The sequence below is a fragment of the Streptomyces sp. NBC_00203 genome (genome assembly GCF_045206325.1).
Classification (GTDB): Bacteria; Actinomycetota; Actinomycetes; order Streptomycetales; family Streptomycetaceae; genus Streptomyces; species Streptomyces lutosisoli.
In genome coordinates, this window is record NZ_CP108126.1 from 5,360,038 (window position 1) to 5,385,283 (window position 25,246).

At 69.5% G+C, this 25,246-nt stretch carries 22 protein-coding genes and 1 tRNA gene; 12 read left to right on the plus strand and 11 right to left on the minus strand.

All coding sequences use genetic code 11. The annotated features are described in order from the left end of the window. Positions 1-32: 32 nt before the first annotated feature. Complete coding sequence (locus OG975_RS24065) at positions 33-797, plus strand: class E sortase (protein WP_406331407.1); 765 nt, start codon at positions 33-35, stop codon at positions 795-797. A gap of 91 nt (positions 798-888) precedes the next feature. On the opposite strand, the gene OG975_RS24070 is transcribed toward OG975_RS24065, so the two are convergent. The 7 genes from OG975_RS24070 to OG975_RS24100 form a co-directional block, all read right to left on the minus strand. Continuing rightward, positions 889-1,920, minus strand: a complete 1,032-nt coding sequence (locus OG975_RS24070) for a restriction endonuclease (protein WP_406331408.1) — start codon at positions 1,918-1,920, stop codon at positions 889-891. A 203-nt stretch (positions 1,921-2,123) separates the two neighbouring features. Continuing rightward, positions 2,124-4,094 carry a Stk1 family PASTA domain-containing Ser/Thr kinase gene (gene pknB / locus OG975_RS24075; protein WP_406331409.1) on the minus strand — a complete coding sequence of 657 codons (1,971 nt, stop codon included), beginning with the start codon at positions 4,092-4,094 and terminating at the stop codon, positions 2,124-2,126. Between the two features lie 170 nt (positions 4,095-4,264). Beyond that, the gene (locus OG975_RS24080; protein WP_406331410.1) at positions 4,265-5,743 is read right to left on the minus strand and encodes a peptidoglycan D,D-transpeptidase FtsI family protein; all 1,479 of its coding nucleotides are present in this window, start codon (positions 5,741-5,743) and stop codon (positions 4,265-4,267) included. Next, the gene (locus tag OG975_RS24085) at positions 5,740-7,188 is read right to left on the minus strand and encodes an FtsW/RodA/SpoVE family cell cycle protein (protein WP_406331411.1); all 1,449 of its coding nucleotides are present in this window, start codon (positions 7,186-7,188) and stop codon (positions 5,740-5,742) included. Before OG975_RS24085 ends, OG975_RS24080 begins: the two co-directional genes overlap by 4 nt. A 26-nt stretch (positions 7,189-7,214) precedes the next feature. Continuing rightward, the gene (locus OG975_RS24090) at positions 7,215-8,783 is read right to left on the minus strand and encodes a Stp1/IreP family PP2C-type Ser/Thr phosphatase (RefSeq protein ID WP_406336431.1); all 1,569 of its coding nucleotides are present in this window, start codon (positions 8,781-8,783) and stop codon (positions 7,215-7,217) included. A 98-nt stretch (positions 8,784-8,881) separates the two neighbouring features. After that, positions 8,882-9,403, minus strand: coding sequence for an FHA domain-containing protein (locus tag OG975_RS24095; RefSeq protein WP_327430124.1), 522 nt, complete (start codon positions 9,401-9,403; stop codon positions 8,882-8,884). 10 nt (positions 9,404-9,413) lie between these two features. After that, positions 9,414-10,265 carry an FhaA domain-containing protein gene (locus OG975_RS24100; protein ID WP_406331412.1) on the minus strand — a complete coding sequence of 284 codons (852 nt, stop codon included), beginning with the start codon at positions 10,263-10,265 and terminating at the stop codon, positions 9,414-9,416. A 515-nt stretch (positions 10,266-10,780) separates the two neighbouring features. Here OG975_RS24100 and OG975_RS24105 point away from each other — a divergent pair. Both OG975_RS24105 and OG975_RS24110 read left to right on the plus strand, forming a co-directional pair. Beyond that, positions 10,781-10,866 (plus strand) — tRNA-Leu (locus tag OG975_RS24105). A gap of 200 nt (positions 10,867-11,066) precedes the next feature. After that, on the plus strand, positions 11,067-11,234 hold the full coding sequence (locus OG975_RS24110) for a hypothetical protein (RefSeq protein ID WP_406331413.1): 168 nt from the start codon (positions 11,067-11,069) through the stop codon (positions 11,232-11,234). Positions 11,235-11,337: 103 nt separating this feature from the next. Here the strand turns inward: OG975_RS24110 and OG975_RS24115 are convergent, their stop codons facing one another. Then, entirely contained in the window at positions 11,338-11,991 is a 654-nt protein-coding gene (locus OG975_RS24115; protein ID WP_406331414.1) for an FMN-dependent NADH-azoreductase, read from the minus strand. Between the two features lie 131 nt (positions 11,992-12,122). Between OG975_RS24115 and OG975_RS24120 the strand changes: the two genes are divergently transcribed. From OG975_RS24120 to OG975_RS24135, 4 genes are all read left to right on the plus strand, one after another. After that, complete coding sequence (locus OG975_RS24120; RefSeq protein WP_406331415.1) at positions 12,123-12,482, plus strand: winged helix-turn-helix transcriptional regulator; 360 nt, start codon at positions 12,123-12,125, stop codon at positions 12,480-12,482. 144 nt (positions 12,483-12,626) lie between these two features. After that, a complete protein-coding gene (locus OG975_RS24125; protein WP_406331416.1) occupies positions 12,627-14,093 on the plus strand; it encodes a DUF2252 domain-containing protein in 1,467 nt (488 codons plus the stop codon). 576 nt (positions 14,094-14,669) lie between these two features. Further along, positions 14,670-15,596, plus strand: a complete 927-nt coding sequence (locus tag OG975_RS24130; protein WP_406331418.1) for a hypothetical protein — start codon at positions 14,670-14,672, stop codon at positions 15,594-15,596. Between the two features lie 183 nt (positions 15,597-15,779). Further along, the gene (locus OG975_RS24135) at positions 15,780-16,109 is read left to right on the plus strand and encodes a rhodanese-like domain-containing protein (protein ID WP_330310197.1); all 330 of its coding nucleotides are present in this window, start codon (positions 15,780-15,782) and stop codon (positions 16,107-16,109) included. A 134-nt stretch (positions 16,110-16,243) separates the two neighbouring features. Here the strand turns inward: OG975_RS24135 and OG975_RS24140 are convergent, their stop codons facing one another. Next, positions 16,244-17,386: an acyl-CoA dehydrogenase family protein gene (locus tag OG975_RS24140; protein ID WP_406331419.1), complete on the minus strand. Its 1,143-nt coding sequence runs from the start codon at positions 17,384-17,386 to the stop codon at positions 16,244-16,246. A 402-nt stretch (positions 17,387-17,788) separates the two neighbouring features. Between OG975_RS24140 and OG975_RS24145 the strand changes: the two genes are divergently transcribed. Genes OG975_RS24145 through OG975_RS24155 form a run of 3 tightly spaced genes read left to right on the plus strand, consistent with a single transcriptional unit; the run spans position 17,789 to position 20,729 of the window. Beyond that, a complete protein-coding gene (locus OG975_RS24145; RefSeq protein ID WP_406336433.1) occupies positions 17,789-18,754 on the plus strand; it encodes a DUF5819 family protein in 966 nt (321 codons plus the stop codon). Beyond that, positions 18,751-19,983: an HTTM domain-containing protein gene (locus OG975_RS24150; RefSeq protein ID WP_406331420.1), complete on the plus strand. Its 1,233-nt coding sequence runs from the start codon at positions 18,751-18,753 to the stop codon at positions 19,981-19,983. Before OG975_RS24145 ends, OG975_RS24150 begins: the two co-directional genes overlap by 4 nt. After that, on the plus strand, positions 19,980-20,729 hold the full coding sequence (locus tag OG975_RS24155; protein WP_406331421.1) for a TrmH family RNA methyltransferase: 750 nt from the start codon (positions 19,980-19,982) through the stop codon (positions 20,727-20,729). The genes OG975_RS24150 and OG975_RS24155 overlap by 4 nt, the downstream gene beginning before the upstream one ends. Before the next feature lie 4 nt (positions 20,730-20,733). Here OG975_RS24155 and paaN read toward each other — a convergent pair whose 3' ends face one another. Further along, positions 20,734-22,440, minus strand: a complete 1,707-nt coding sequence (gene paaN, locus OG975_RS24160; protein ID WP_406331422.1) for a phenylacetic acid degradation protein PaaN — start codon at positions 22,438-22,440, stop codon at positions 20,734-20,736. Positions 22,441-22,588: 148 nt separating this feature from the next. Here paaN and OG975_RS24165 point away from each other — a divergent pair, with 148 nt between their 5' ends. Further along, complete coding sequence (locus OG975_RS24165) at positions 22,589-24,103, plus strand: 3-hydroxyacyl-CoA dehydrogenase (RefSeq protein WP_406331423.1); 1,515 nt, start codon at positions 22,589-22,591, stop codon at positions 24,101-24,103. Next, on the plus strand, positions 24,100-24,690 hold the full coding sequence (locus tag OG975_RS24170) for a TetR/AcrR family transcriptional regulator (RefSeq protein ID WP_406331424.1): 591 nt from the start codon (positions 24,100-24,102) through the stop codon (positions 24,688-24,690). The genes OG975_RS24165 and OG975_RS24170 overlap by 4 nt, the downstream gene beginning before the upstream one ends. Before the next feature lie 47 nt (positions 24,691-24,737). Here the strand turns inward: OG975_RS24170 and OG975_RS24175 are convergent, their stop codons facing one another. Further along, entirely contained in the window at positions 24,738-25,238 is a 501-nt protein-coding gene (locus OG975_RS24175; RefSeq protein ID WP_327430135.1) for an Lrp/AsnC family transcriptional regulator, read from the minus strand. Between the last annotated feature and the right edge of the window lie 8 nt (positions 25,239-25,246).

A 25,246-nucleotide genomic window follows, 5' to 3' on the forward strand; every position in this document is an offset into this window, starting at 1 on the left:
ACCTGAGACAGATCAGACGGGGCAGATGCACAGTGGCAGCGAGGACCGACCACGACGAGCGCGCCGAATCCGGATCCGCAGCCGACACCGACGCTGAGGTGCCCGCACGTCGACGTCGCGGTTCCGGCCGCATCGCGATGGCGGTCAGCGTCTTCGGTGAGCTGCTCATCACCGCTGGTCTGGTGCTCGGCCTCTTCGTCGTCTACTCCCTGTGGTGGACGAACGTCGTCGCGGACCGCGTGGCGGACAAGCAGGGCGACAAGGTTCGCGACAACTGGGCGCAGGACAAGGGTGGTCCGGGTGCTCTGGACACCAAGGACGGCATCGGCTTCCTGCATGTCCCGGCGATGAAGAACGGCGAGGTCCTCGTCAAGAAGGGCACCTCGACGAAGGTCCTCAACGACGGTGTCGCCGGCTACTACACCGACCCGGTCAAGGCCGCGCTCCCGACCACCGGCAAGGACGGCAACTTCACCCTCGCCGCCCACCGCGACGGCCACGGCGCCAAGTTCCACAACATCGACAAGCTGGAAAAGGGCGACCCGATCGTCTTCGAGACCAAGGACAAGTGGTACGTCTACAAGGTCTACGACATCCTCCCGGAGACCTCGAAGTACAACGTCAAGGTCCTCCAGCAGGTCCCCAAGCAGTCCGGCAAGAAGAAGCCGGGCCACTACATCACCCTGACGACCTGCACGCCGGTGTACACGTCCCGGTACCGGTATGTGGTGTGGGGGGAGCTGGAGCGGGTGGTGAAGGTGGACAGCGAGCGGACGCCGCCGAAGGAACTGCGTTAGCGAGACAAGTCGTCTCCCTTAAGATGAGTCAGGCCCGAAGCCGCAACTATCTCTTGCGGCTTCGGGCCTCTTCGGCCACCTCCGGTGGCGCCTACCGGAGGACAGGAAGTGGAACTCCTGCGCTCCACTTCTCCAGGTGGGCGCGGTCCACGAGGGTGACGCCGTAGCTCTCCGCGATGGCACGCGCGTCGGGCGTGAAGGATGTCGTGGCGACGAAGAGTGCGACGTCGGCCGCGTGCTGGACGTGTGAGGCGCCGAGGAACTTCTGCAGTTCTCCACTCCACACGGGGCGGTATGGCGCGAAGCTCTTGCACTGCGCGACGACCGTGCGGCCGTCGGCGGTGCACGCTGTGACATCGACTCCACGGTCACCCGGACCGCCGTGCACGACGACCTCCGTGCAGCCGTCGCGGCGCAGCAGAACGGCGATGTGGTCCTCGAACTCCCGCCAGTTCATGGCGTCGATGGAGGCCATGATTCCGGTGTACTGGCGTGGACCACGGGTGCGTTCGAGATCGGTGATGCGGGTGTCGTGGTCGCACAGCCGCTGCTCGACCCGTTGGACATCCTCACGGAGGGCGATGAGTTCCTGACGGTGTTCGCCCGAGGTTTCGATCAGGGCGTTGAACATGGGGACGACGGCCTTGCCGAGGATGTGGGTGATGCGCTGGTCGATGCGGTCGTCCAGGGAGGCAGCGGCCGTGTGGACAGAGTTATCCACAGGCTGCGTGCGGGCCGCGTACTCCATGTCGAGGAGGTAGGTACGCACCTGACGTGCGACTTCGCTGTCCCGGAGCAGCATGGCGACGTTGAGGACGGCGCGTCGTGAGTAGATCGCCAGAGAGCGAGTGCGGGATTGAATCCCACTGAGGTCCTTGAAGGACCTCAGTTCCTCGCCCTCCAGCAGGTGGTAGCCATTGGTCTCCAACTCCGTTTTGTGGTCCTTGACGAGGGACTTGATGGCTTCGAGACCTACCCCGAAGTACGCGGCGACCATTGCCGTCGTCACATGCATGCCGTCCGGCAGCAGCGACAGTGCCTTGACTCTGTCGAGCACTTCCGTACGTTCCAGTGCGCTGTCCCGCAGAGTCTTCGATTCCAGCAGAACCGCTTCGTTGATCACGTTCTGCCCCCTTCTACTCGTGTCGTGGCGGTGTAGCCGGGGCAGAGCTGTGCTTCCCCACCCCATGCCTTCAACGAGTCGGGAAGTAGGAAGATACGGTCGAATCTCGTACAGAAGGTCGGATTAGTTGGGGTGGCGCTCTGAACGAGCTGTGCCCCGCCCGGAGAGTTCCGGGCGGGGCACAGTCGTGTTCAGGCGGGGCTTCAGCCGGTGGTGCCGCCGAAGATGTTGGTGCCGCCATTGTTGTTGCCGTTGCCGCCCGCTGCGGTCAGGTTGATCGTGGTGCCCGGGTTGACCTGTGTGCCGGCCTGGGGGTCCGAGGTGATCACGATGGCGTTGTCGTCCTGGGAGCCGCTGATGTTGCCGACGGTCAGCCCCGCGTTCTCGATCGCCTTCTTGGCGTCCTTGAGGCTCTGGCCCGCCACGGTCGGCACGGCGACCTGCGCCTTGGCCTTGCCGATCTGGATGCTGACCGTGGAGCCGGGGGTGGCCTGAGCGTTGGCCGCCGGGGCGGTCTGGATGACCTTGCCGATCAGGTTGGCGTCGTCGGTCTCCACCTCGGTGCATGAGGCGACGAGGTTGCTGGCCGTCATCTGTGCCGTGGCCTCGTCACAGGTCTTGCCGCTGACGTCGGGGACCGTGACCTGCTTCTTCTCCGCGGCGATGGTGAGGGTGATCTTGGATCCCTTCTCCACCTCCGAGCCCGGGTCCGGGGTCTGCTCGAGGACCGTACCGGGCGTTTCGCTGGATTCCCTGGTCTTCGTCTGGACGTCGAACCCGTACTTGTCGGCTTCGAGCCGAGACGTCGCCGCGTCGACGTCCTTGTCGATCACGTTCGGCACGACCACCTTCGGCGCCCCGGTCGACACCACCAGATTGATCGTGTCGCCCTTCTTCACCGTCGTGCCCGCCGTCGGATCCTGCGAGCAGACGTTGCCCTTGGGCTCTTCCTCGCAGGGCTGGTTCTTGCGCACGAGTGTCAGATCGCGGTTCTCCGCCATCTTCTTGGCCTCGTCGTACGTCTGGCTCACGAAGTTGGGGGCCTTGAACGTGTCGTTGCCCGCGTTCTTGCCGCTGAACGCCCACTTGCCGATCAGGATCGCGCCGACGAGGACGAGGATGCCTGCCACGACCAGGAGGATCGTCGAGGTGTTCGACTTCTTCTGGCGGCGGCGGTCGGGGCGGTCGTCGTAGCCGTAGCCGCCGTCGTCCGGGTTCATCGGGGGGAGCATGGACGTGGCCTGGGCGTCCGTGGAGCGCAGGGCGGTCGTCGGCTGGTCGTCGGGGTAGCCGCCGTAGCCGACGGAGCCCATGGCCGCGGTGGCAGCGACGGGCTGGCCGTCGAGGCAGGCCTCGATGTCGGCGCGCATCTCGTCGGCGGACTGGTAGCGGTAGTCCGGGTCCTTGACCAGGGCCTTCAGGACGATCGCGTCCATCTCGGGCGTGATCTCGGGGTCGAAGACGGACGGCGGCTGCGGTTCCTCACGTACGTGCTGGTACGCCACCGCGACCGGGGAGTCCCCGATGAACGGCGGGCGGACCGTCAGGAGCTCGTACAGGAGGCAGCCGGTCGAGTAGAGGTCCGAGCGGGCGTCGACCTGCTCGCCCTTCGCCTGCTCCGGTGAGAGGTACTGGGCCGTGCCGATGACGGCGGCCGTCTGCGTCATGGTCATGCCGACGTCGCCCATCGCGCGGGCGATGCCGAAGTCCATGACCTTGACCTGGCCGTTGCGCGTCAGCATGACGTTGGCCGGCTTGATGTCGCGGTGGACGATGCCGGCGCGGTGGGAGTACTCCAGGGCCTGGAGGATCCCGATGGTCATCTCCAGGGTGCGCTCGGGCAGCAGTTTGCGCCCGGAGTGCAGCAGCTCGCGCAGCGTGGACCCGTCGACGTACTCCATCACGATGTACGGGATGGAGGTCCCGTCGATGTAGTCCTCACCCGTGTCGTACACGGCGACGATCGCGGGATGGTTGAGCGAGGCGGCCGACTGGGCCTCCCGGCGGAACCGGGCCTGGAACGACGGGTCGCGCGCGAGGTCGGCTCGCAGCGTCTTCACCGCCACCTGGCGACCGAGCCGGGTGTCATGTGCGAGGTAGACCTCCGCCATGCCACCACGGCCGAGCACGTGGCCCAGCTCGTACCGGCCGCCGAGGCGACGCGGCTCTTCCATAGCTACCTACCAGCCCTCTCCGTCGGTCCCGACCGCACCTTTGTGTGGTCCGGCGGTGTGCCGTCCGGGCATACCGTACCCGGCTCGCCTTCTGTGACCTGGCCAAGACCGTCACCCGTGACAGGACCGGTATCGCAACGTGCACCGATGTGAAGGGGACGTGAGCGGGGTCACTTCTTGCTGTCGATGACTGCCTTCATCACGTCCCTTGCGATGGGGGCGGCGAGACCGCCACCGGAGATGTCGTCACGGTTGGCGCTGCCGTCCTCGACGACGACGGCCACGGCGACCGGCGAGCTGTTGTCGCTGAGCTTGGCGTACGAGATGAACCAGGCGTACGGCTTCTCGCTGTTGTCGACGCCGTGCTGGGCGGTGCCGGTCTTGCCGCCGACGGTGACGCCGCTCTCGTTGATCTGGCCCTTCTGGCCGGTGCCGCTCTTGACGACCGTCTCCATCATCGACTGGAGGATCTGGGCGTTCTTCTCGGAGAGCGGCTGGCTCAGCTTCTGCGGCTCGGTCTGCGAGATGACGTCCAGGTTCGGGGCCTGGAGCTTGTCGACCATGTAGGGCTTCATCAGCGTGCCGTCGTTGGCGACGGCGGAGGCCACCATGGCCATCTGGAGCGGGGTCGCGGCGGTGTTGTACTGGCCGATCGAGGACAGCGCGGTCTGCGACTTGTTCATGTTGTCGGAGAAGACCGACGCGCTGGAGCGGACCGGGGTGAACTGCTCGGAGGTGAAGCCGAACTTCTTGGCCTCCTCCAGCATCTTGGCGTTGCCGAGGTCCGAGCCGACCTTGCCGAAGACGCTGTTGCAGGAGACCCGGAGGGCGGTGCGCAGGGTGGCGTTCTTGCAGGGGAGGTTGCCCTCGTTGGGCAGCACGGTGGTGGTGCCCGGCATGGTCCACGGGTCCGGCGAGGTCGTGTTGGTGTCCGCGTCCGGGACCAGGTTGTTCTCCAGGGCGGCGGCAGCGGTGACGACCTTGAAGGTGGAGCCCGGCGGGTAGGTCTCGCGCAGTGCCCGGTTGAGCATCGGGTCGTCGGCGTTGTTCTTCTTCTGGAGCTTGTTCCACGCCTTGGCGTCGGTGGTCGTGGAGTTGCCGGCGAACGTCGACGGGTCGTACGACGGGGTGGAGGCCAGCGCCAGGATCGCGCCGGTGGACGGGTCGATCGCGGCGACGGCGCCCTTCTTGTCGCCCAGGCCCTCGAAGGCGGCCTTCTGCGCGGCGGCGTTGAGGGTGGTGACGACGTTGCCGCCCTGCTTCTTCTTGCCGGTGATCATGTCGAGGGTGTTGCGGAAGAAGAGCCGGTCGTCGTTGCCGGTGAGGATGCCGTCGTCGATCTTCTCGAGCTGGTTGGCGCCGAAGGCCTGCGAGGCGTACCCGGTGACGGGTGCCCACATGGCGCCGTCCTTGTACGTGCGCTTGTACTCGTAGTCGCCCGTCTTGGCTTTCACGGACCCGGTGATCGGGTTGCCGTCCACGATGATGTCGCCGCGCGGGGTGGCGTATCGCTCGATGTTCACGCGGCGGTTGGCCGTGTCGGTCCTCAGTTCGTCGGCCTTGACGTACTGGAGCCAGTTGTCGCGGATGAGCAGGGCGAGGACGAGGAGTCCGCAGAAGAGAGCGATCCGGCGCAGGGGCTTGTTCACGGGCGGACCACCTGGGTCATCTCGGCGTCGGGGTTGGGGGCGGGAGCGGGCGCCGGGCGCCGGGCGGTGTCACTGATGCGGATCAGGATGGCGATCAGGGCCCAGTTGGCGATGACGGAGGAACCGCCGGAGGCGAGGAACGGCATGGTCATACCGGTCAGCGGGATCAGGCCCATGACGCCGCCGGCGACCACGAAGACCTGGAGTCCGAAGGCGCCGGACAGGCCGACGGCGAGGAGCTTGCCGAACGGGTCGCGGGCGGCGAGGGCGGTGCGGATGCCGCGTTCCACGATCAGGCCGTAGATCAGCAGGATCGCCATGACGCCGGCCAGGCCCAGCTCCTCGCCGAAGGTGGCGAGGATGAAGTCGGAGTTGGCGGCGAACCGGATGAGTTCGGAGTGGCCCTGGCCGAGGCCGGTGCCGAGGGTGCCGCCGGAGCCGAAGGCCCACAGCGCCTGCATGGCCTGCTCGGAGTGGACGACGCCGTCCTGGACCCCCTTCTGGCTGAGCAGGTACTCGTGCATCGGGTCGAGCCAGGCCTGCACACGCGTCTGGACGTGCGGTTCGAAGCTCGCCACGCCGACCGCGCCGGCCGCGGACATCAGCAGACCGAAGACGATCCAGCTGGTCCGCTCGGTGGCGACGTACAGCATGATGATGAACATTCCGAAGAACAGCAGCGACGTACCGAGGTCGGTCTCGAACACCAGGATGAGGATCGAGATCATCCAGACGACGATGATCGGGCCGAGGTCGCGGCCGCGCGGCAGGTACAGGCCCATGAAGCGGCGGCTGGCGAGGGCGAGCGCGTCCCGCTTCACCATCAGGTAGCCGGCGAAGAAGATTGCGAGGACGATCTTCGCGAACTCACCGGGCTGGATGGAGAATCCGGCGACCGAGATCCAGATCTTGGCGCCGTAGGTGATGTTGGCGCCGAGGCCCGGGACCAGCGGCAGCAGCAGCAGGACCAGCGCGCCGACCATGGAGATGTAGGTGTAGCGCTGCAGGACGCGGTGGTCCTTGAGGAAGATCAGCACGACGGCGAACAGGGCGATGGCCAGCGCGGTGTACAGCAGCTGGCGCGGCGCGGCGCTGCCGGCCTGGCCGATCGACTGGAGCAGCTTGGACTGGTCCAGCCGCCAGATGACCACCAGGCCGAGCCCGTTGAGGAGCGTGGCCAGCGGCAGCAGCAGCGGGTCCGCGTACGGGGCGAACTTCCGTACGACGAGGTGGGCGACGCCGGCCAGCAGGCCGAGGCCCAGGCCGTAGCTCAGCAGGCCGGTGGGCACCTTGTCGTCGATGGCCAGGCCCACGTTGGCGTAGGCGAAGACCGGGATGACGACGGCGAACACCAGCAGTGCCAGCTCGGTGTTGCGCCGGCTCGGTGCGCCGATCGAACCGATCGTGGACGTGTGGTGCGTCGGCGTGTTCGTACTACTGCTCATCGTGTGACAGGGCCCCTCACGGCTGCTTACTGCTTACCGCACAGCGAGACCAGCTTCTGCTCTTCGGTGGAGAGGCTGGGGCCGGGTGTGGGAGTGGGTGCGGTCGTGGACTTGGAGGACGACGGTGCCGAGCTCGTCGGGGTCGGGCTCGGGCTGGACGTGGCCTTGGACGTCAGGGAGGTCTGAGTGGTTCCCGTGGTTCCGCCGGCCTCGCCCTCGCCGGTCTTGGAGTTGTTCGCGGTCTCGGCGGCGCGGCGCTGGGCGTCCTTCTTGCACGCGGAGGCCTGCACGGCGAGCTCGTCGATCTTGGAGTTGGCGTCGTTGAGGCCGCCTTCGGCGATGGTCGCCTTGACCTGCTTCTGCTGGTAGGGCGGCAGGTACTTGAGTTCGATCTCGGGGTGGTCCTTCTCCACCTTCGAGAGCGAGACCCAGGCCAGGTCCTGGCTGATGCCCCGGTACAGCGCGACGTGTTCGCCCTTGGTGCCGACGTAGTACTGCGTCTGGGTCCAGCGGTAGCCGCCGTACAGGCCGCCGCCGATGACGGCGAGCGCGAGGGTGATGTAGAGGGATCGCTTCAGCCACTTGCGTCCGGCGCGCGGCTTGACGAAGTCCTCGTCGGAGTAGTCGCCGAAGCCGCCGGCGGGTACGTAGCCGGTGGTGTCGCCGCTGCCGGGCGGGCCGAACTCGCCGCCGCCCTGTCCGGGCACCGGGCGGCCGAGGTGGGAGGCGCGGCCCGCGGGCGTCTGCATGGCGCCGTTGTCGTGCAGCTGGAGCTGGTTCTCGGCGACCGCGCCGACGACGACGGGGGTGTCGGAGAGCTGCCCGGCGAGGGTGTCTCCGGAGTCGATGTCGAGGACGTCGGCGACGATGACGGTGATGTTGTCGGGGCCGCCGCCGCGCAGCGCGAGCTGGATGAGCTCCTGCACGGTCTCCTGCGGGCCCTGGTAGCTGGCGAGGGTGTCTTCCATCGTCTGGTGGGAGACGACGCCGCTGAGGCCGTCGGAGCAGATCAAGTAGCGGTCGCCGGCGCGGACTTCGCGGATGGAGAGGTCGGGCTCGACGTGGTCGCCGCTGCCCAGCGCGCGCATGAGGAGGGACCTCTGCGGGTGGGTGGTGGCTTCCTCTTCGGTGATGCGTCCCTCGTCGACGAGGCGCTGCACCCAGGTGTGGTCCTGGGTGATCTGCGTCAGTACGCCGTCACGCAGCAGGTAGGCGCGGGAGTCGCCGACGTGGACGAGGCCGAGGCGCTGGCCGGTCCAGAGGAGGGCGGTGAGGGTGGTCCCCATGCCTTCCAGCTGGGGGTCCTCCTCGACCATCATCCTGAGCTGGTCGTTGGCGCGCTGCACGGCGGTGCCGAGCGAGGTGAGGATGTCGGAGCCGGGCACGTCGTCGTCGAGAGCGACGATCGTGGAGATCACCTCGGAGCTGGCGACCTCACCGGCGGCCTGGCCGCCCATTCCGTCGGCGATCGCGAGCAGGCGGGGACCGGCGTAGCCGGAGTCCTCGTTGCCCTCGCGGATCATGCCTTTGTGCGATCCGGCGGCGAAGCGCAGTGACAGACTCATGCGCACCTCGCCCGTCGGCTCCGGGTACATCCGCACGGTGCCCACCCTCCGGTCGGGAGCGCGCCGGGGTCCGTCGTGTGGACCGCCGCTGCGTGCTCGCTCCGCTCGCGCTCATTCATGACGTAGCACTACTTCCGCAGCTCGATGACGGTCTTGCCGATGCGGATCGGCGCGCCCAGCGGAATGGGCGTGGGAGTCGTCAGCCGGCTCCGGTCGAGATACGTGCCGTTGGTGGAGCCGAGGTCCTCGACGATCCACTGGCCGTCCCGGTCCGGGTAGATCCTGGCATGGCGGCTGGACGCGTAGTCGTCGTCCAGCACGATGGTGCTGTCGTGGGCGCGGCCGAGTGTGATGGTCTGCCCCTGGAGCGCCACCGTCGTACCCGTGAGGGTGCCTTCGGAGACGACCAGTTTGGTGGGGGCGCCGCGGCGTTGCCGGCCGCCGCCGCTCGGTGCGGCCTGCTGGCGCTGCTGCGGCGGCGCGGACTGGCGCGCTGCCGGCTGCTGCCTGGAGGCGTCCCGGCGCGAGCCGCGCTGAGTGACACGCGTTCCGAACAGGTCGCTGCGGATGACCTGCACGGCCACGATCACGAACAGCCACAGTACGGCCAGGAAACCCAGCCGCATGACCGTGAGGGTCAGCTCTGACATTGCCCCCGCTTCACCCTTCGGCTTGCCGGTAAATGATGGTGGTGCTGCCCACGACGATCCGCGAGCCGTCGCGGAGCGTAGCGCGGGTGGTGTGCTGCCCGTCCACCACGATGCCGTTGGTGGATCCGAGATCCTGGATCGTCGAGGGCGTTCCGGTCCGGATCTCACAGTGCCGGCGGGATACGCCGGGGTCGTCGATCCGCACGTCGGCTTCGGTGCTGCGGCCCAGCACCAGCGTCGGGCGTGAGATCTGATGGCGGGTGCCGTTGATCTCGATCCAGTGCCGCATGCGGGTGCCGGGCTGTGCGCCCGCCGCCGCGGCGGGCCGCTGGCCCATGGGCGCGGGTCCGGGGCGGCCGCCGGGCGGCGGCGCGGACGGCATGGGGGGAGCGGCCGCGGGCGGGTAGCCGTAGCCACCCTGGCCCTGGCCGCGCGGGGCCGCCGGGGCGGGGCCCGCGGGGGCGCGCTCGGGAGCCTGCTGGCTGCTGGAGGAGGCGAGCGTACGGCTGCGTACCCGGTACAGACCGGTGTCGAGGTCGTCGGCCTTCTCCAGGTGGACCTTGATGGGGCCCATGAAGGTGTAGCGCTGCTGCTTGGCGTAGTCGCGCACCATGCCGGCGAGTTCGTCGCCGAGCTGGCCGGAGTAGGGGCTGAGGCGCTCGAAGTCCGGCGCGCTCAGCTCCACGATGAAGTCATTGGGGACGACGGTCCGCTCGCGGTTCCAGATGGTCGCGTTGTTGTCGCACTCCCGCTGGAGCGCTCCCGCGATCTCCACCGGCTGGACCTCGGACTTGAACACCTTGGCGAAGGTGCCGTTGACCAGACCTTCGAGACGCTGCTCGAACTTCTTCAGGACTCCCATGGGGCACCTCCTCCTTCGTAGCCGTCCTGGTACAGCTTGCTGTCGTCTTCGTCTTCCTGATCCCGCTGGCCTTGCTCGTACTGCTTACTGATCGTATCCACGCGTCGGGAAATCGGCTGGTTCCCCCTGTCGGCCCGGTCGACGGTTGTCGACGGCTTCCGAAGTCCCCTCCCGAGGTTCCCTCCGGGACACCTCTTCGAACTCGTCCCGGCACTACTCCTGCCATGGATCGTAGAGGCGCCCCACGACCAGTGTCCCGCACCTGACTGTGCGGCCCGTCCGGCTTCTGGGGAGATGCGCTGGACCGGTACGAGGTTGATACGTGAACCGGTTCTGGCTGAGACGTGCGGCGGGCGCCGGGGCCGGTACGGGGGAGGTGGCCTGCGCGGGAGCACCCGCGGGGTGGGTGCGGGGCGGTGGGAAAGGGATGTGATTCCACCCCTGGCAGCGTGCTAATCTTCTCGATGTCGGCAGGCGCTCACGCCACTTGGTGGGAGACGGACGACACAGCGAATGCGCGAGTGGCGGAATGGCAGACGCGCTGGATTCAGGTTCCAGTGCCCGCAAGGGCGTGGGGGTTCAACTCCCCCCTCGCGCACCAGAGAGAACGGGTCCCACCAGAGGCGAAAGTCCTGGCGGGGCCCGTTTCTCGTTGTTCGCAGTTCATGGCGGCGGCCCCGACGGTGAGGTATCTCACGGTCGGGGCCTTCGTCGTCAGTGCGTGTCAGTGCCGTGCGCCGAGGTGTTCGACGAGAACGGCTACGACAGCGTGAGCGTCTCCCCCAGACGGTCGCGCACTTCATGGTCGGAGCCTGCAACGGAATCCAGCTGTACTCGCAGCTGCTGACCGGGCGGGCCGATCTCATGGACCGCACCTGTGACATGTGGCAGCTGCTGCTGCCCGGCATCGCCACACCGGAGGCGACGGCACGGATCGTCGTCGCCCCCGGGCGCGGAGCCGTCGAGTAACGCTTGGCCGAAGCGGTTCCGGGTCCGCCGGCGCGGCCCGCCCACAACGCCACATCGGCGTCACTCCTCATCTCGTACGCGCTCCCCGCCCGGCGGGGAGCGGTTACGCCGCGAGGCGCTCGGCGAGCTCCTTGGCCTTGGCGGCCGCGTCGTCGAGGGCCTTGGTGCGGGAGGCCTCGAAGAGGGGGACCAGTTCGGACATCGCCGGGTTGTGCGGCGCCATCGTGAGCTCCGGGACGATGAAGTCGAGGTCCAGCGCGAGCGTGTCGCGCAGGACGGCCTCCAGGTAGTTCTGCACGTACTCGTAGGGCTCGCGCGGGGTGCCCGGCGCGTAGGAGCCGCCGCGGCTGGCGACGACGGTGACCGGGGTGCCCTTCACCTTCGACTCCTCGGTCATGGCGGTGCGGCCGATGAGGAGCACGTTGTCCAGCCAGGCCTTGAGGGTCGAGGGGATCGCGAAGTTGTACATGGGCGCGCCGATCAGGATCGCGTCCGCCCGCTCCAGCTCCTCGATGAGCCGTACGCGCTCGGCGAAGGCGGCGGCCTGCTCCGGGGTGTGGGTGTCCGGAGCGGCGAAACCGGCGGTGTGGGCGTCGGCGTTGATGTGCGGCACGGGGTTCGCGGCGAGGTCGCGGTAGATCACCGTGCCCTCGGGGTGCTGCTCCTCCCAGGCCTTGCGGAAGGCGTCCGTCACCGCGCGGGAGGCGGAGGCGGAGCCCGGGAACACGGAGGAGTCGATGTGGAGGAGGGTGGCCATGGGGTTCTCCAGGTAACAGGTGAGAGGTGCTGCGGGAGCCCGGGGATGGGCTTCCCTTTCGTACTGGACTATAGATAACACAGCTACTTACTTTTTTTCATCCCCTTCCGTGGACCCAGTACCCTGGACCCATGCCGGAACGGGGAAGCCACGACGCAGGCGAGTGTCAGAAGGTCGACGACGGCATGACGCGGGTGTTCCAACTGCTCGGAAAGCGCTGGACGGGCCTGGTCGTGGCCGTCCTGCTGCAGCGCCCCGTCCACTTCGCCGAACTGCGCAGAGCGATCCCCGGCATCAGCGAACGGATGCTCTCGGACCGGCTCACCGAACTCGGCGCGGCGGGACTGGTCGTGCGCGAAGTCGACGAAGGCCCCCCGCTGCGGGTCTCGTACCGCCTGACGGAGGCGGGCGCCGCACTGGAACCCGCGCTCAAGGAGCTGGGGTCGTGGGCGGAGAGGTATCTGCCGGAGAGCGGGCAGTGCCCGGGATAGCTCCGGAAACGGTGACTGTCCTTCTGTGACGGCGGAGTTGTCCACAGGCTGTGCCGTGGAGTTGTCCACAGGCTCTGACGCGTTTCGGCGACCGGCTGTACGGTCAGCACGAGTTGATGTTCGTGCACGGGGGAGGCGGTCGGAGTGACCGAGCTCGGTACAGCGGTTCCGGCGCAGCCAGCACAGCAGGCGCGGCAGGACCAGCAGCAGGAGCCCACGGCTTTCGGGGTACGGCGATTCGCGGTGCCGGGATTCGCCGCGTGGCCCGCGCAGGGCTCGCCCAAAGAAGAGGGGAAGTCGCTGCGCGGGCCGGTTCCGCGCGAGGCGCACGCCGAGCTGACGGCGGACACCGGCCGGCCGGACGCCGTGACCGCGGTCCAGGAGTCCAACCTCGGCCGGATCCCCGAACTCACCCCGATACGGGTCGGCAGGATGGCGGCCACCCCCTTCGCGTTCCTGCGCGGTTCGGCCGGCCTCATGGCGTACGACCTCGCACGCACCCCCGTGACCGGTATCGGCGCCCAGATATGCGGCGACGCGCACGCGGCGAACTTCGGCCTGTACGGGGACGCGCGCGGCGGCCTCGTCATCGATCTGAACGACTTCGACGAGACGGTGCACGGCCCCTGGGAGTGGGACCTGAAGCGGCTCGCCACCTCGCTGGTGCTCGCGGGCCGCGAGGCCGGAGCGGACGAGGACGCGTGCCGGGCCGCCGCGCACGACACCGTGGGCTCCTACCGCCGCACCATGCGCCTGCTGGCCAAACTGCCGGTACTGGACGCGTGGAACGCGATCGCCGACGAGGAACTCGTCTCGCACACCGACGCCCACGATCTGCTCGGCACCCTGGAGCGGGTCTCGGAGAAGGCGCGGGCCAACACCAGCGGACGGTTCGCCGCGAAGTCGACGCAGGCGGTGGAGGGCGGCGGCCGCCGGTTCGTGGACGCGCCGCCGGTACTGCGCCGTATACCCGACGCGGAGGCGGCCGCGGTCGCCGCGTCCTTGGAGCACTACCTGACGACGCTCTCCGAGGACCGCCTCCCGCTCCTCGCCCGGTACGCGGTGCACGACGTCGCCTTCCGTGTCGTCGGCACCGGCAGCGTGGGCACCCGCTCCTACGTCGTGCTGCTCCTGGACCACCGCGGCGAACCCCTCGTCCTCCAGGTGAAGGAGGCCCGCGCCTCGGCGCTGCTCCCGCACCTGGCGACCGCCGGGCACGCGATACCCGAGGTGCCGCACGAGGGCCGCCGCGTGGTCCTCGGCCAGAAGCGCATGCAGGTCGTCAGCGACATCCTGCTGGGCTGGACCACGGTCGACGGCCGCCCCTTCCAGGTACGCCAGTTCCGCAACCGCAAGGGCAGCGTCGACCCCGCCGCCCTCGCCGCCGACCAGATAGACGACTACGCCCGCATGACCGGCGCCCTCCTCGCCCGCGCTCACGCCCACAGCGCCGACCCCCGCCTCATCGCCGGCTACTGCGGCAAGAACGAGGAACTGGACGAGGCCGTCGCAACGTTCGCCGTGACGTACGCGGACCGGACGGAGGCGGATCACGCGGAGCTGGTGGCGGGGGTGCGGAGCGGGCGGATCGAGGGGGAGATGGGGGTCTGAGAGGGGGAGGGAGGGGAGGGCGGTGCCCCCATCTGTTTGGTCAAGGTGGTGGGTTGTTATGGGGCGGAGGCCGCCTGGCACTCCGGCTGCCATGAGCGATGAAGCGTGTGTGGAAGAACCAACCGGTGAGGGCATGCGACCGTGCGTCTTTTGCAATCACCCTGTTGTCATCGACTCGCTCGACGAATGGGACTGTCCGGTGTGCGGCGTGCCCGACGAGGATCAGGCTGAGGCGGCGGGCCGGGACTCGTAGAAGGTTCCGTCGCGGAGCATCGCGAAGAGGACGTCTGCCCGCCGTCTGGCGAGGCAGAGCAGGGCCTGGGTGTGGTGCTTGCCCTGGGCGTACGGAGAGCTCTTCCGGCTCGGGTGAAGCCGGTGCTCAAGCCCCTCATCAGCGGTCCGTCGATGCCTCCAGACCCGGTGACACCACCGCCCGAATCGTGAACAAGAGGAGGGGGAAGTCATGCCGGACCCGAAGGCCGGAGGCCCCGTTGCGGAGCCACGAAAAAGGTAACGGGGAGGGGGAGGGGGGCGGACCAGAACCGAGGCGTTGGGGCCGTGTCTTACGCTGGTCGCGTGACGACGCCCGAAGCCGAGCAGACCGAGCCCGAGCCCGCCGCCGAAGAGCCGCGGGAGCGGTCCGGTGCCGGGGAGGCCGTGACCGCGGATCCGACTCCCGAACAGCCACCGGTCGAGCAGACCGGGACCGAAGAGGAGGCCCGGCCCGAGGAGCGGCTTGAACGGGCCGTGCGGGCGGCTGAGCAGGCGTTGATCGAGTTCGAGATCGCGGTGGAGACCTTCCGGGTCGAGGTCGAGAACTTCTCACGGTTGCACCACCAGAAGCTCGGGCCGATGTACTCCCGGCTCGACGAGCTGGACGCCCAGATCGCCGAAGTGCGCGCCGCACGCACCGGTGACCTTGAGGACATACGCAAGGCGGACGAGGCGCGGGCCCGAGTCATGCCCATGCCCGGCGTCGAGGAACTGTTCCACGGCTGGATGGACTCGGAGGGCCTGTTCCCCGAGGCCGTGGCGATGCTCACCGACCAGCCCGTACGGCCCCCGCAGCGCGTGCGCCCCAGCGAGGAGGCCCGCAAGCTCTACCGCGAGCTGGTCCGCAAGGCCCACCCCGACCTGGCGCAGGACGAGGACGAGCGCAAGCGGCGCGACGAGTTCATTGCCCGGGTGAACACCGCGTACGGCCGGGGCGACGAGGCGCTGCTGCGGGAGCTCTCCGAGGAGTGGGCCGCGGGTCCCGTCCCCCAGGAGTGGAAGCCGAGCCGGAGCGAGGAGCTCTACGCCCGCCTCGAATGGCTCGCCCAGCGCAAGGAGATGCTCGCCTTCGTCGCCAGCGAACTGGAGGAGAGCGCCATCGGCGCGATGCTCAAGCTGGCCCCGGACGACCCGGACCGCCTGCTGGAGGAGATCGCCGAACAGCTGCTGGCCCAGGTCGAGGAACGCGAGGCCGAACTGGCGGAACTGATCGCCGACCAGACTCCCTGACCTTCCTGATCTTCCTGGCCTTCCCGATCTCTCTGGCCTTCCCGGCCTTTCCGATCCTCCCGACCTTCCCGGTCTCCCTGACGTCCTTGATCTTCTGACCTCCCCGTCCTGCTGAAGGGGAGGAAAGGGATCAGGTCGTCGGCACGGTCAGGTAGCGTCGGAGGCATGAGTTTCGGAGTTGGTGTGCCCACGGTCGAGGTCGGAGATCTCGCGGACGGAGACTTCCTGCTGGACGTCCGGGAGGACGACGAGTGGGAGGCAGGCCATGCCGCAGGGGCGCTGCACATCCCCATCAGTGAGTTCGTCGCCCGCTACGGCGAGTTGACCGAGGCGGCCCCGCAGGACGGCCGGGTCAACGTGATCTGCCGCTCCGGTGGCCGTTCCGCCCAGGTCACGCAGTACCTGGTCCAGCAGGGCATCGACGCCGTGAACGTCGACGGCGGCATGCAGATCTGGGCAGCCGTCGGCCGCCCGGTCGTGGACGACAAGGGCCAGCCGGGCTTCGTGCTGTAGGCAGGTCCGGGTCCCCGTGACCACCGGCGCACCCGGCGGCACCCGGCGGTGAAGCTGTGCGCGAGCCGACGTTCTGGCGTGGGCTCGCGCTGCCACCCGGTTCCGAACCCGTCGGCTATGGCTCGGCCTGGCGCTCAGCCCAGCGGATGCGCCGCGAGCAGATCCCCCAGCGCCTCCTCATGCGCCGCCGCCGGTCCGAGGGACAGCTCCAGTTGCTTGGCCCAGGCGTGGTACCGGTGCAGCGGATAGTCGGTGTCGGCACCGAAGCCCCCGTGCAGATGCTGCGCGGTCTGCACGACCCGCCGTACCCCTTCCGACGCCCAGATCTTGGCGACGGCCACGTCCCCGGACGCCGGGAGCGCACCACCCGCCCCCGTACTGATCCGCCACGCGGCCTGCCACAGCGTCACCTCCATGGCGCGCAGGTCGATATAGCGGTCGGCGGCCTGCACGGCGACCGCCTGGAACGTGGCGACCGGAAACCCGAACTGCTCCCGCTTGCCGGTGTACTCACTCGTCATCCCGAGCACGCCCTCCCCGAGCCCGAGCGCCAGCGCACACGTCCCGGTGGCCAGCAGCTCGCGCAGCCACTCCCACGCCCCCTCCGCGTCGATGACATCCCGGGCGGCGATCCGCGCGGACTCCAGACTCAGCTCCCCGAGCCGCTCACCACTGGTGGAGATCTGCTCGGCGAGCGCGACCCCTTCGTGGACGCGGGGCACGAGCGCGAGGACGGTCCGGCCGGCCTCCGTGTGCGCGGGTACGAGCGTGAAGTCGGCGTTGTGCGCCCAGGGAACCGCCGTCTGCACCCCGTCCAGCACCCATACGTCACCGTCCTCACCGTCCTGCCGTGCGGTCACGGCGAGTTCGGCCGGGTCGTGGCCGGTGCGGCCGTTGGCGGCGACGGTCAGCACGAGTTCGCCCCGGCTGGCCCGCGCGAGCAGCTCCGCCTTCAACTCCGCACCGCCGTACGTCTGCACGGCCACCGCGGCCGCACAGCTCTCCAGCAGCGGCACGCGTGCCAGCACCTTCGCCGATTCGCGCAGCACCAGGCACAGCGCGACCGCGTCGAGCCCCGCCCCGCCGTACTCCGCGTCGAGCAGCAGGCTCAGCAGGTCCGCGTGGGCGAGCTTCGACCACAGCGCCCGGTCGAAGTCCTCGGCGACGGCGCCCGCGGTGAGCGCGGGGCTGGGCACCCCGTCCGGTGCGACCCCGGCGAACACCGCCTTCGCCGCCTCGACCGCCGCCTGCTGCTCCTCGGTGAAGGTGAAGTCCACGGGTCCTGTCCTCCCACGCGCCGGCCCACCAACCAGGCGGGACGCCCGATCTGACGGAGCGTCAAGATAGAACAGGTTCTACAAGAAGGGAACGGCCGGTCGCTGCTCACCACCGTGCGCTACCGCTGTCGCCGTGCGGCCCCCTTCGCCCCCACTCCCCACCAGCCGACCAACCGACCGTTCGTTTTGCTCAAATCAATGCTCGGCCGGGCGCCGTAAGGTGTCAACCGCTGTGGATAACCTCGTGGGCACCGGTGTGACTGCTGTGTCCTTTGGGGCTGTGCCGGGTGGCCGGGTCTGAGTACGGTGCCCCTGCGAACGTCGCGGTGCGGAGCGGCGTGGCGGTACGGTGCCCGCGGCCCGGCGGCCGGCATCGGATTCGGGATCGTGAATCGGGGCGGAATGGACGCGTACGACGAGAGCGCGAAGACCGGGCCAGGTCCGGACGGGCCGGGCGCTTCCATGCCTGCCGTGTCCGAGCCAGCCGAGCCCGCCGAGTCCACGCGTGCCGACTCGGGGCCTGACGGTACGGTGCCTGACAGTACGGTGCGGGACGGTGCGGTGCCCGAGGCCCGCGCGTCCGAGGAGGTCACGTTCGAATCCGGACCAGGATCAGGACCCGAATCCGGAACCGAGCCCGCCCACACCCTCGCCCCCGACCCCACCCTCGCGCCCGCTTCCACCCCCGACACCCCCCTCCCCGCCCCCACCGGCATAGCCTCCCTCTCCCTCCGCTACCAGATCGCCGCCGCTCTCGCCCTCGCCGTCGTCGCGGTCGCCGCCTGTGTGCACCTCGGGATGGTGTTCCTGCACGTCGCGCCCTCGAACACGGTCACCAAGCAGCACGGCAAGGCGATCGACGAATGGATCTACCCCGAGTTCGAGCAGAACTGGAAGCTCTTCGCACCCAACCCGCTGCAGCAGAACGTCGCGGTCCAGGTCCGCGCCCTGGTACGTACCGCGGACGGCACCAGCCGCGAGACCGGCTGGTACGACCTGTCCGCAAGCGACGGCCGGCTCATCGTCGGCAATCCGCTGCCGAGCCATACCCAGCAGAACGAACTGCGCCGCGCCTGGGACTTCTACGCCAGTGCGCATGACAGCCAGAACCGTCCCGTGGGCCTGCGCGGTGACCTCTCCGAACGCTATCTGCGCCGGGTCGCCGTGCTGGGCCTCGCCCGCGAGCACGCGGGCGGCAAGGGTGCCGTCGTCGAACGCGTCCAGGTCCGCTCCCGTACCACCAACGTGCCGCCCCCCAAGTGGAGCGAGGAGCAGGTGTCCGACAAGCCCATAGTCCGTGAACTGCCCTGGTGGCCGGTGCCCGAGAGCGACCGCGAGGACGGACTGACGGAGGCGAGCGCGCGATGAGCCGATTCGCCCTGTCGGTCTCGCGCGGCATCACCCGCGTCACCGAGACCGCCCTCGGCCCGTACCAGGCCGCGGTGGTCCGCATCGGCTTCGCCGCCACCTGGCTGCTGTTCCTGTTGCGCGAGTTCCCGCACCGCCAGGAGATGTACGGGCCCGACGGACCGTGGAGCTGGGACCTCGCCCAGCAGCTCATCGCGAACAACCACGCCTTCACGGTCCTGATGTGGTCGGACAGCCAGGTGTGGTTCGAGATCGTCTACGCCCTCGCCGTGCTGTCGAGCGTCGCGCTGCTGCTCGGCTGGCGGACCCGCGCGATGTCCGTGCTCTTCATGGTCGGCGTGCTGTCCCTGCAGAACCGCAGCATCTTCATGGGGGACGGCGGCGACAACGTCATCCATCTGATGTCGATCTACCTGGTGCTCACCCGCTGCGGTCAGGTCTGGTCGCTGGACGCACGGCGGGCCCGGCTCGCGCGGGAGGCACGCGCGCGTGGCGAGCGGAACGAGCCCGACCGGGTCGGCCCCGCCCTGTGGGGTGGGTTCGGGCTCGTGCTGGCGGCGGCGACGGGCGCGGGCCGGATCGAGGACGGCTGGCTGGGCGGCTGGTTCACGGTCTTCTGGGGCCTGTGGGCGGTGCAGGGCCTGTGGTGGGCCGTGGGCCGCGTAGCGCGCACCCGGGAGCCGCGGATTCTGCTGGACGTCGTCGCCAACGTTGTGCACAACGCGGCCCTGTTCGTGATCATGGCCGAGGCGTGTCTGATCTACGCGACCGCCGGCTGGTACAAGATCCAGGGCTCGCGCTGGCAGGACGGCACCGCCGTCTACTACCCGCTCCACCTGGACTATTTCTCGCCCTGGCCCGCCCTGTCCGACCTGATGTCCGCGCACGGCACGATCGTGATGCTGGTGACGTACGGGACGGTCATCGCGCAGGTCGCCTTCCCCTTCACCCTGTTCAACCGGCGGGTCAAGAACGTCCTGCTGGCGGGCATGATGACTGAGCACGCCGTGATCGCCGTGGTCCTCGGGCTGCCGTTCTTCTCGCTCGCGATGATCGCCGCCGACGCGGTGTTCCTGCCGACGTCCTTCCTGCACCGACTCGGCGAATGGGCCACGCGCGCGCGTGGAGTGCTGCTCAGGCGCGACGGCCGTACGGTGCCGGGGCCGCGCGAGCCGCAGCCCGAGACCCCGGAACAGACCGAGCAGACGCACGTAGGCTTCACGGCATGAACGACCCGGTACGTGCCTGGCATCAGTGCGCCGACGCCTCCGTCCTGCTCGACGGCTTCCACGCCCTCAAGCACGCGGTGCGCTTCCAGGCCCGTATCCAGGTGGCCGTCACGACCGACCGGCGGGCGACTCTGGAACTGGCCGACGAGCTGGCTCCCGACGTACGCGACGCCCTCGACGGACTCCTGGAGGAGGTGCCGGAGGCGACGCTGAAGGCGCTCGTCCCCCGCCCGCACCCCACGGCGGTCGCCGCCCTGGCCGTACGTCCCTCACGTGCCGCCAACCTGGAGACGCTGGCCCGCACCCCGCGCACCGCGCCCGTCGTCGTCCTCGACAACCCCCGCAACCTGGGCAACGCAGGTGCCGTGATCCGGCTCGCCGCAGGCTTCGGCGCGACCGGCGTGGTCATGACGGGCACGCTCGACCCCTGGCATCCCACGGTCGTACGCGGCGGGGCGGGTCTGCACTTCGCGACCGCCGTGGAGCGGCTGACGGTGGCCGAGCTGCCGCCGGGCCCGGTGTTCGCGCTCGACCCGGAGGGCGAGGACATCCGCGGGCTGAAGCTCCCCGACGACGCCGTGCTCGCCTTCGGCTCCGAGCGCAGTGGTCTGTCCCCCGAACTCCGTGCCCGCGCGGACCACTTGGTGTCGCTGCCGATGCGCCCCCAGGTCTCCAGCTACAACCTCGCGACCAGTGTGGCGATGACGCTGTTCCACTGGAGTGCGACCGGGAGCGCACCGGTGTAGGCGGTTACGCCTCGCTGCGCACCTCCACCACCCGGAAGCGGTTGGCGACGAACGCGCCGTCGCACAGTGCGGCGTTGGCTGCCGGGTTGCCGCCGGAGCCGTGGAAGTCGGAGAAGGCCGCCGTCTGGTTGACGTACACCCCGCCGGTGAGGTTCAGGGAGAGCTGGGCGCACTCCTCCAGGCAGGCCTCCCGCACGGTCTGCTCGACCTCCTCGTCGGTGGTGTACGCGCCGACGGTCATCGCGCCCTTGTCCCGGATGGTGCGGCGCAGCAGCTCCACGGCGTCGGCGGCCGAGTCGACCGCGACGGCGAAGGAGACGGGGCCGAAGCACTCGCTCAGGTAGGCGGCCTCGTCGTCGGCCCCCTCCCAGTACTTCCGGGCGCCGTCGAGCTTCACGATCACCGGCGTACGCACCACGGCGTTCGGGAACTCGGGGTTGCTGATCTCCCGGGAGGGGAGGGCGACTTCGCCGAGTCCGGCCGCGGCCTCCAGGCGGGCCTTCACGTCCGGGTTCACGATGGCGCCGAGAAGGGCGTTGGCCCGGGCGTCGTCACCGAGGAGTCCGGCGACGGACTTCGCGAGGTCGCCGACCACCTCGTCGAACGACTTGGGGCCCTCGTCCGTGCGGATGCCGTCGCGGGGGATCAGCAGGTTCTGCGGGGTCGTGCACATCTGGCCGCTGTACAGGGACAGGGAGAAGGCCAGGTTGGACAGCATCCCCTTGTAGTCGCCCGTCGACTCCACGATCACCGTGTTGACGCCGGCCTTCTCGGTGTAGACCTGCGCCTGACGGGCGTGGGTCTCCAGCCAGTCGCCGAACGCCGTGGAGCCCGTGTAGTCGATGATCCGGATCTCGGGCCGTACGGCCAGGGCCTTGGCGATGCCCTCGCCGGGGCGCTCGGCGGCCAGCGCCACCAGATTCGGGTCGAAGCCCGCCTCGGCGAGCACCTCGCGCGCGACCTGGACGGTCAGCGCGAGCGGCAGCACCGCGCGCGGGTGGGGCTTCACCAGGACGGCGTTGCCGGTGGCGAGGGAGGCGAACAGGCCCGGGTAGCCGTTCCACGTCGGGAAGGTGTTGCAGCCGATCATCAGCGCGATGCCACGCGGGACGGGCGTGAACTGCTTGGTGAGCGCGAGCGGGTCGCGCTTGCCCTGGGGCTTGGTCCACTCGGCGGTGTCGGGGGTGCGGACCTGCTCCACGTACGCGTACGCCACCGCCTCCAGGCCGCGGTCCTGCGCGTGGGGGCCGCCTGCCTGGAAGGCCATCATGAAGGCCTGGCCGCTGGTGTGCATGACCGCGTGCGCGAACTCGTGGGTGCGGTCGCTGATCCGCTTGAGGATCTCCAGACAGACGACGGCGCGCGTCTCCGCGCCCGCGTCGCGCCAGGCCCGCTGCCCGGCCTTCATGGCGGGCAGCAGCACGTCGAGGTCCGCGTGCGGGTACGTGACGCCCACATCGATCCCATACGGCGACACCTCGCCGCCGACCCAGTCGTCCGTGCCGGGCTGGCCGAGGTCGAGGCGGGTGCCGAGGAGGGCGTCGAAGGCGGCCTTGCCCTCGGCCATGCCCAGGCTGCCGTTCTCTCCGTAGGCCTTGGGGTGCTCGGGGTGCGGGGACCAGTACGCGCGCGTGCGGATCGCTTCCAGCGCCTGGTCGAGGGTGGGCCGGTGCTGGGCGATCAGCTGGTGGGCGGTGAGTTCGGCGGCCATCGGGGACCAACTCCTCGTCTCAAGAGCTCTTCTTTGAGCTCGCGAGCTGGGCAGGAACGGGCAGTCAGAGTTAGAGTAACCGAACGATCGGTCGGGACAAGGGGGTCCGCCGCATCTGTGGAAAACCCCGTGCGGGAGGATCGCGCACATGAGAGCACTCGACCTCAGCAGCCCCGTGGCCGTCGTCGGCACCGGCACCATGGGCCAGGGCATCGCCCAGGTCGCGCTGGTAGCGGGCCACCCGGTGCGGCTCTACGACGCGGTCGCCGGGCGTGCCGACGCGGCGGCCGAAGCGATCGGTGCCCGTCTCGACCGGCTCGTCGAGAAGGGCCGGCTCACCGGCGCCGACCGGGACGCCGCGCGCGCCCGGCTCCTGCCCGCCGGGAGCCTCACCGACCTCGCGGATTGCGGGCTCGTCATCGAGGCGGTGCTCGAACAGCTCGACGCGAAACAGCGTCTGTTCCGCGATCTCGAGGACATCGTCGAGGACGACTGCCTGCTCGCCACCAACACCTCCTCGCTGTCCGTCACGGCCATCGGCGGCGCCCTGCGCAACCCCGGCCGGCTGGTCGGACTGCACTTCTTCAACCCCGCGCCGCTGCTGCCCCTGGTGGAGGTCGTCTCCGGGCACGCGAGCGACTTCTCGTCGGCCACGCGCGCGTACGAGACGGCACGCGCCTGGGGGAAGACCCCGGTCGCCTGTGCCGACACCCCCGGCTTCATCGTCAACCGCATCGCCCGGCCCTTCTACGCCGAGGCCTTCGCGGTGTACGAGTCGCAGGCCGCCGACCCGGCCACCATCGACGCGATCCTGCGTGAGTCCGGCGGCTTCAGGATGGGCGCGTTCGAGCTGACCGACCTGATCGGCCAGGACGTCAACGAATCCGTCACGCACTCCGTGTGGCGGTCCTTCTTCCAGGACGTGCGCTTCACGCCCTCGCTCGCCCAGCGACGTCTCGTCGAGTCCGGCCGGCTCGGCCGCAAGGCGGGACACGGCTGGTACGACTACGCGGACGACGCCGAGCGTTCCGAGCCGCACACCGCGGAGAAGTCGCAGCCGCCGGCGTACGTCGTCGTCGAGGGCGATCTGGGCCCGGCCTCCGAACTGCTCGCCCTGATCCGCGAGGCCGGCATCCAGGTCCGTGAGGACGAGGAGGACCACGGCACCCGCCTGGTGCTGCCCAGCGGCGGGCAGCTGGCCCTCGCGGACGGCCAGACCTCGGTCGAGTTCCGCGACGTCGTCTACTTCGACCTGGCGCTCGACTACCGCAGGGCGACCCGTATCGCGCTGTCCGCCTCGCAGGACACCGCGCCCCAGACCGTCGCCGAGGCCATCGGGCTCTTCCAGGCGCTCGGCAAGGACGTCAGCGTCATCGGGGACGCCCCCGGCATGATCGTCGCCCGGACGGTGGCCCGGATCGTCGACCTGGCGCACGACGCCGTGGCGAAGGGAGTGGCCACCGAGGAGGACATCGACACGGCGATGCGGCTCGGCGTCAACTACCCCCTGGGCCCCTTCGAATGGTGTCGCAGGCTCGGCAAGATCTGGGCGCACGACCTTCTGGAGGAGCTGCATCTGCGCGAGCCCTCCGGCCGGTACGCGCCCTCCCTGGCGCTGTACCGCCACGGGCACGCCGCCGACAAGCGGGAGGGCACCTCATGACCACGGCCAAGCGCGACACCTACACCCCGGAGACCCTGCTCTCCGTCGCCGTCCAGGTCTTCAACGAGCGCGGCTACGACGGCACCTCCATGGAGCACCTCTCCAAGGCGGCCGGCATCTCCAAGTCGTCGATATACCACCACGTCGCGGGCAAGGAGGAGCTCCTGCACCGCGCGGTCAGCCGGGCCCTCGACGGTCTCTTCGAGATCCTCGACGAGGAGCACGCGCGCGTGGGGCGTGCCGAGGAGCGCCTGGAGTACGTCGTACGACGCATGGTCGAGGTGCTCACCGCCGAGCTGCCGTACGTGACGCTGCTGCTGCGCGTGCGGGGCAACACCGACACCGAGCGCTGGGCCCTGGAGCGCCGCCGCGACTTCGACCACCAGGTCGCCGAGCTCCTGAAGGCCGCGGCCGCCGACGGGGACGTACGCGGCGATGTGGAGGTCCGGCTCGCGACCCGGCTGGTCTTCGGGATGATCAACTCGATCGTGGAGTGGTACCGGCCGGACGGGCGGGGCATGGGCGCGCGCGAAGTGGCCGACGCGGTGGTGCAGCTGGTGTTCTCGGGGCTGCGCAGCGAGCACTGAGGCTAGGGGGCTCGGCGGGCTCAGGGGGTTGAGGGGGCTGAGGGCCTCTAGCCCTCCGGCTCCAGGTCCTCCTCCTCGAACACCAGCAGCGTCCGGGTGCTGAGCACCTCAGGGATGGCCTGGAGGCGGGTGAGCACCAGCTCGCGCAGCGCCTTGTTGTCCGGCGTGTGCACCAGGAGCAGTACGTCGAAGTCGCCGCCCACCAGGGCGATGTGGGAGGCGCCGGGGAGCACCCTCAGCTGCTCACGCACCGTGCGCCAGGAGTTCTGCACGATCTTGAGGGTGATGTACGCCGAGGTGCCCTGTCCGGCGCGCTCGTGGTCGACGCGCGCCCCGAAGCCGCGGATCACGCCGTCCTCGATGAGGCGGTTGATCCGCGCGTAGGCGTTGGCCCGTGACACATGGACCCGTTCGGCGACGGACCGTATCGAGGCGCGGCCGTCCGCCTGGAGCATCTGCAGGATGTCCTGATCGATGGCGTCGAGCGGGCGGGCGGGCGGCTGCACCCGGCCGGCCTCCGGCGGCTCGGCCATTTGTTCAGGTGCCATGTCCCCCC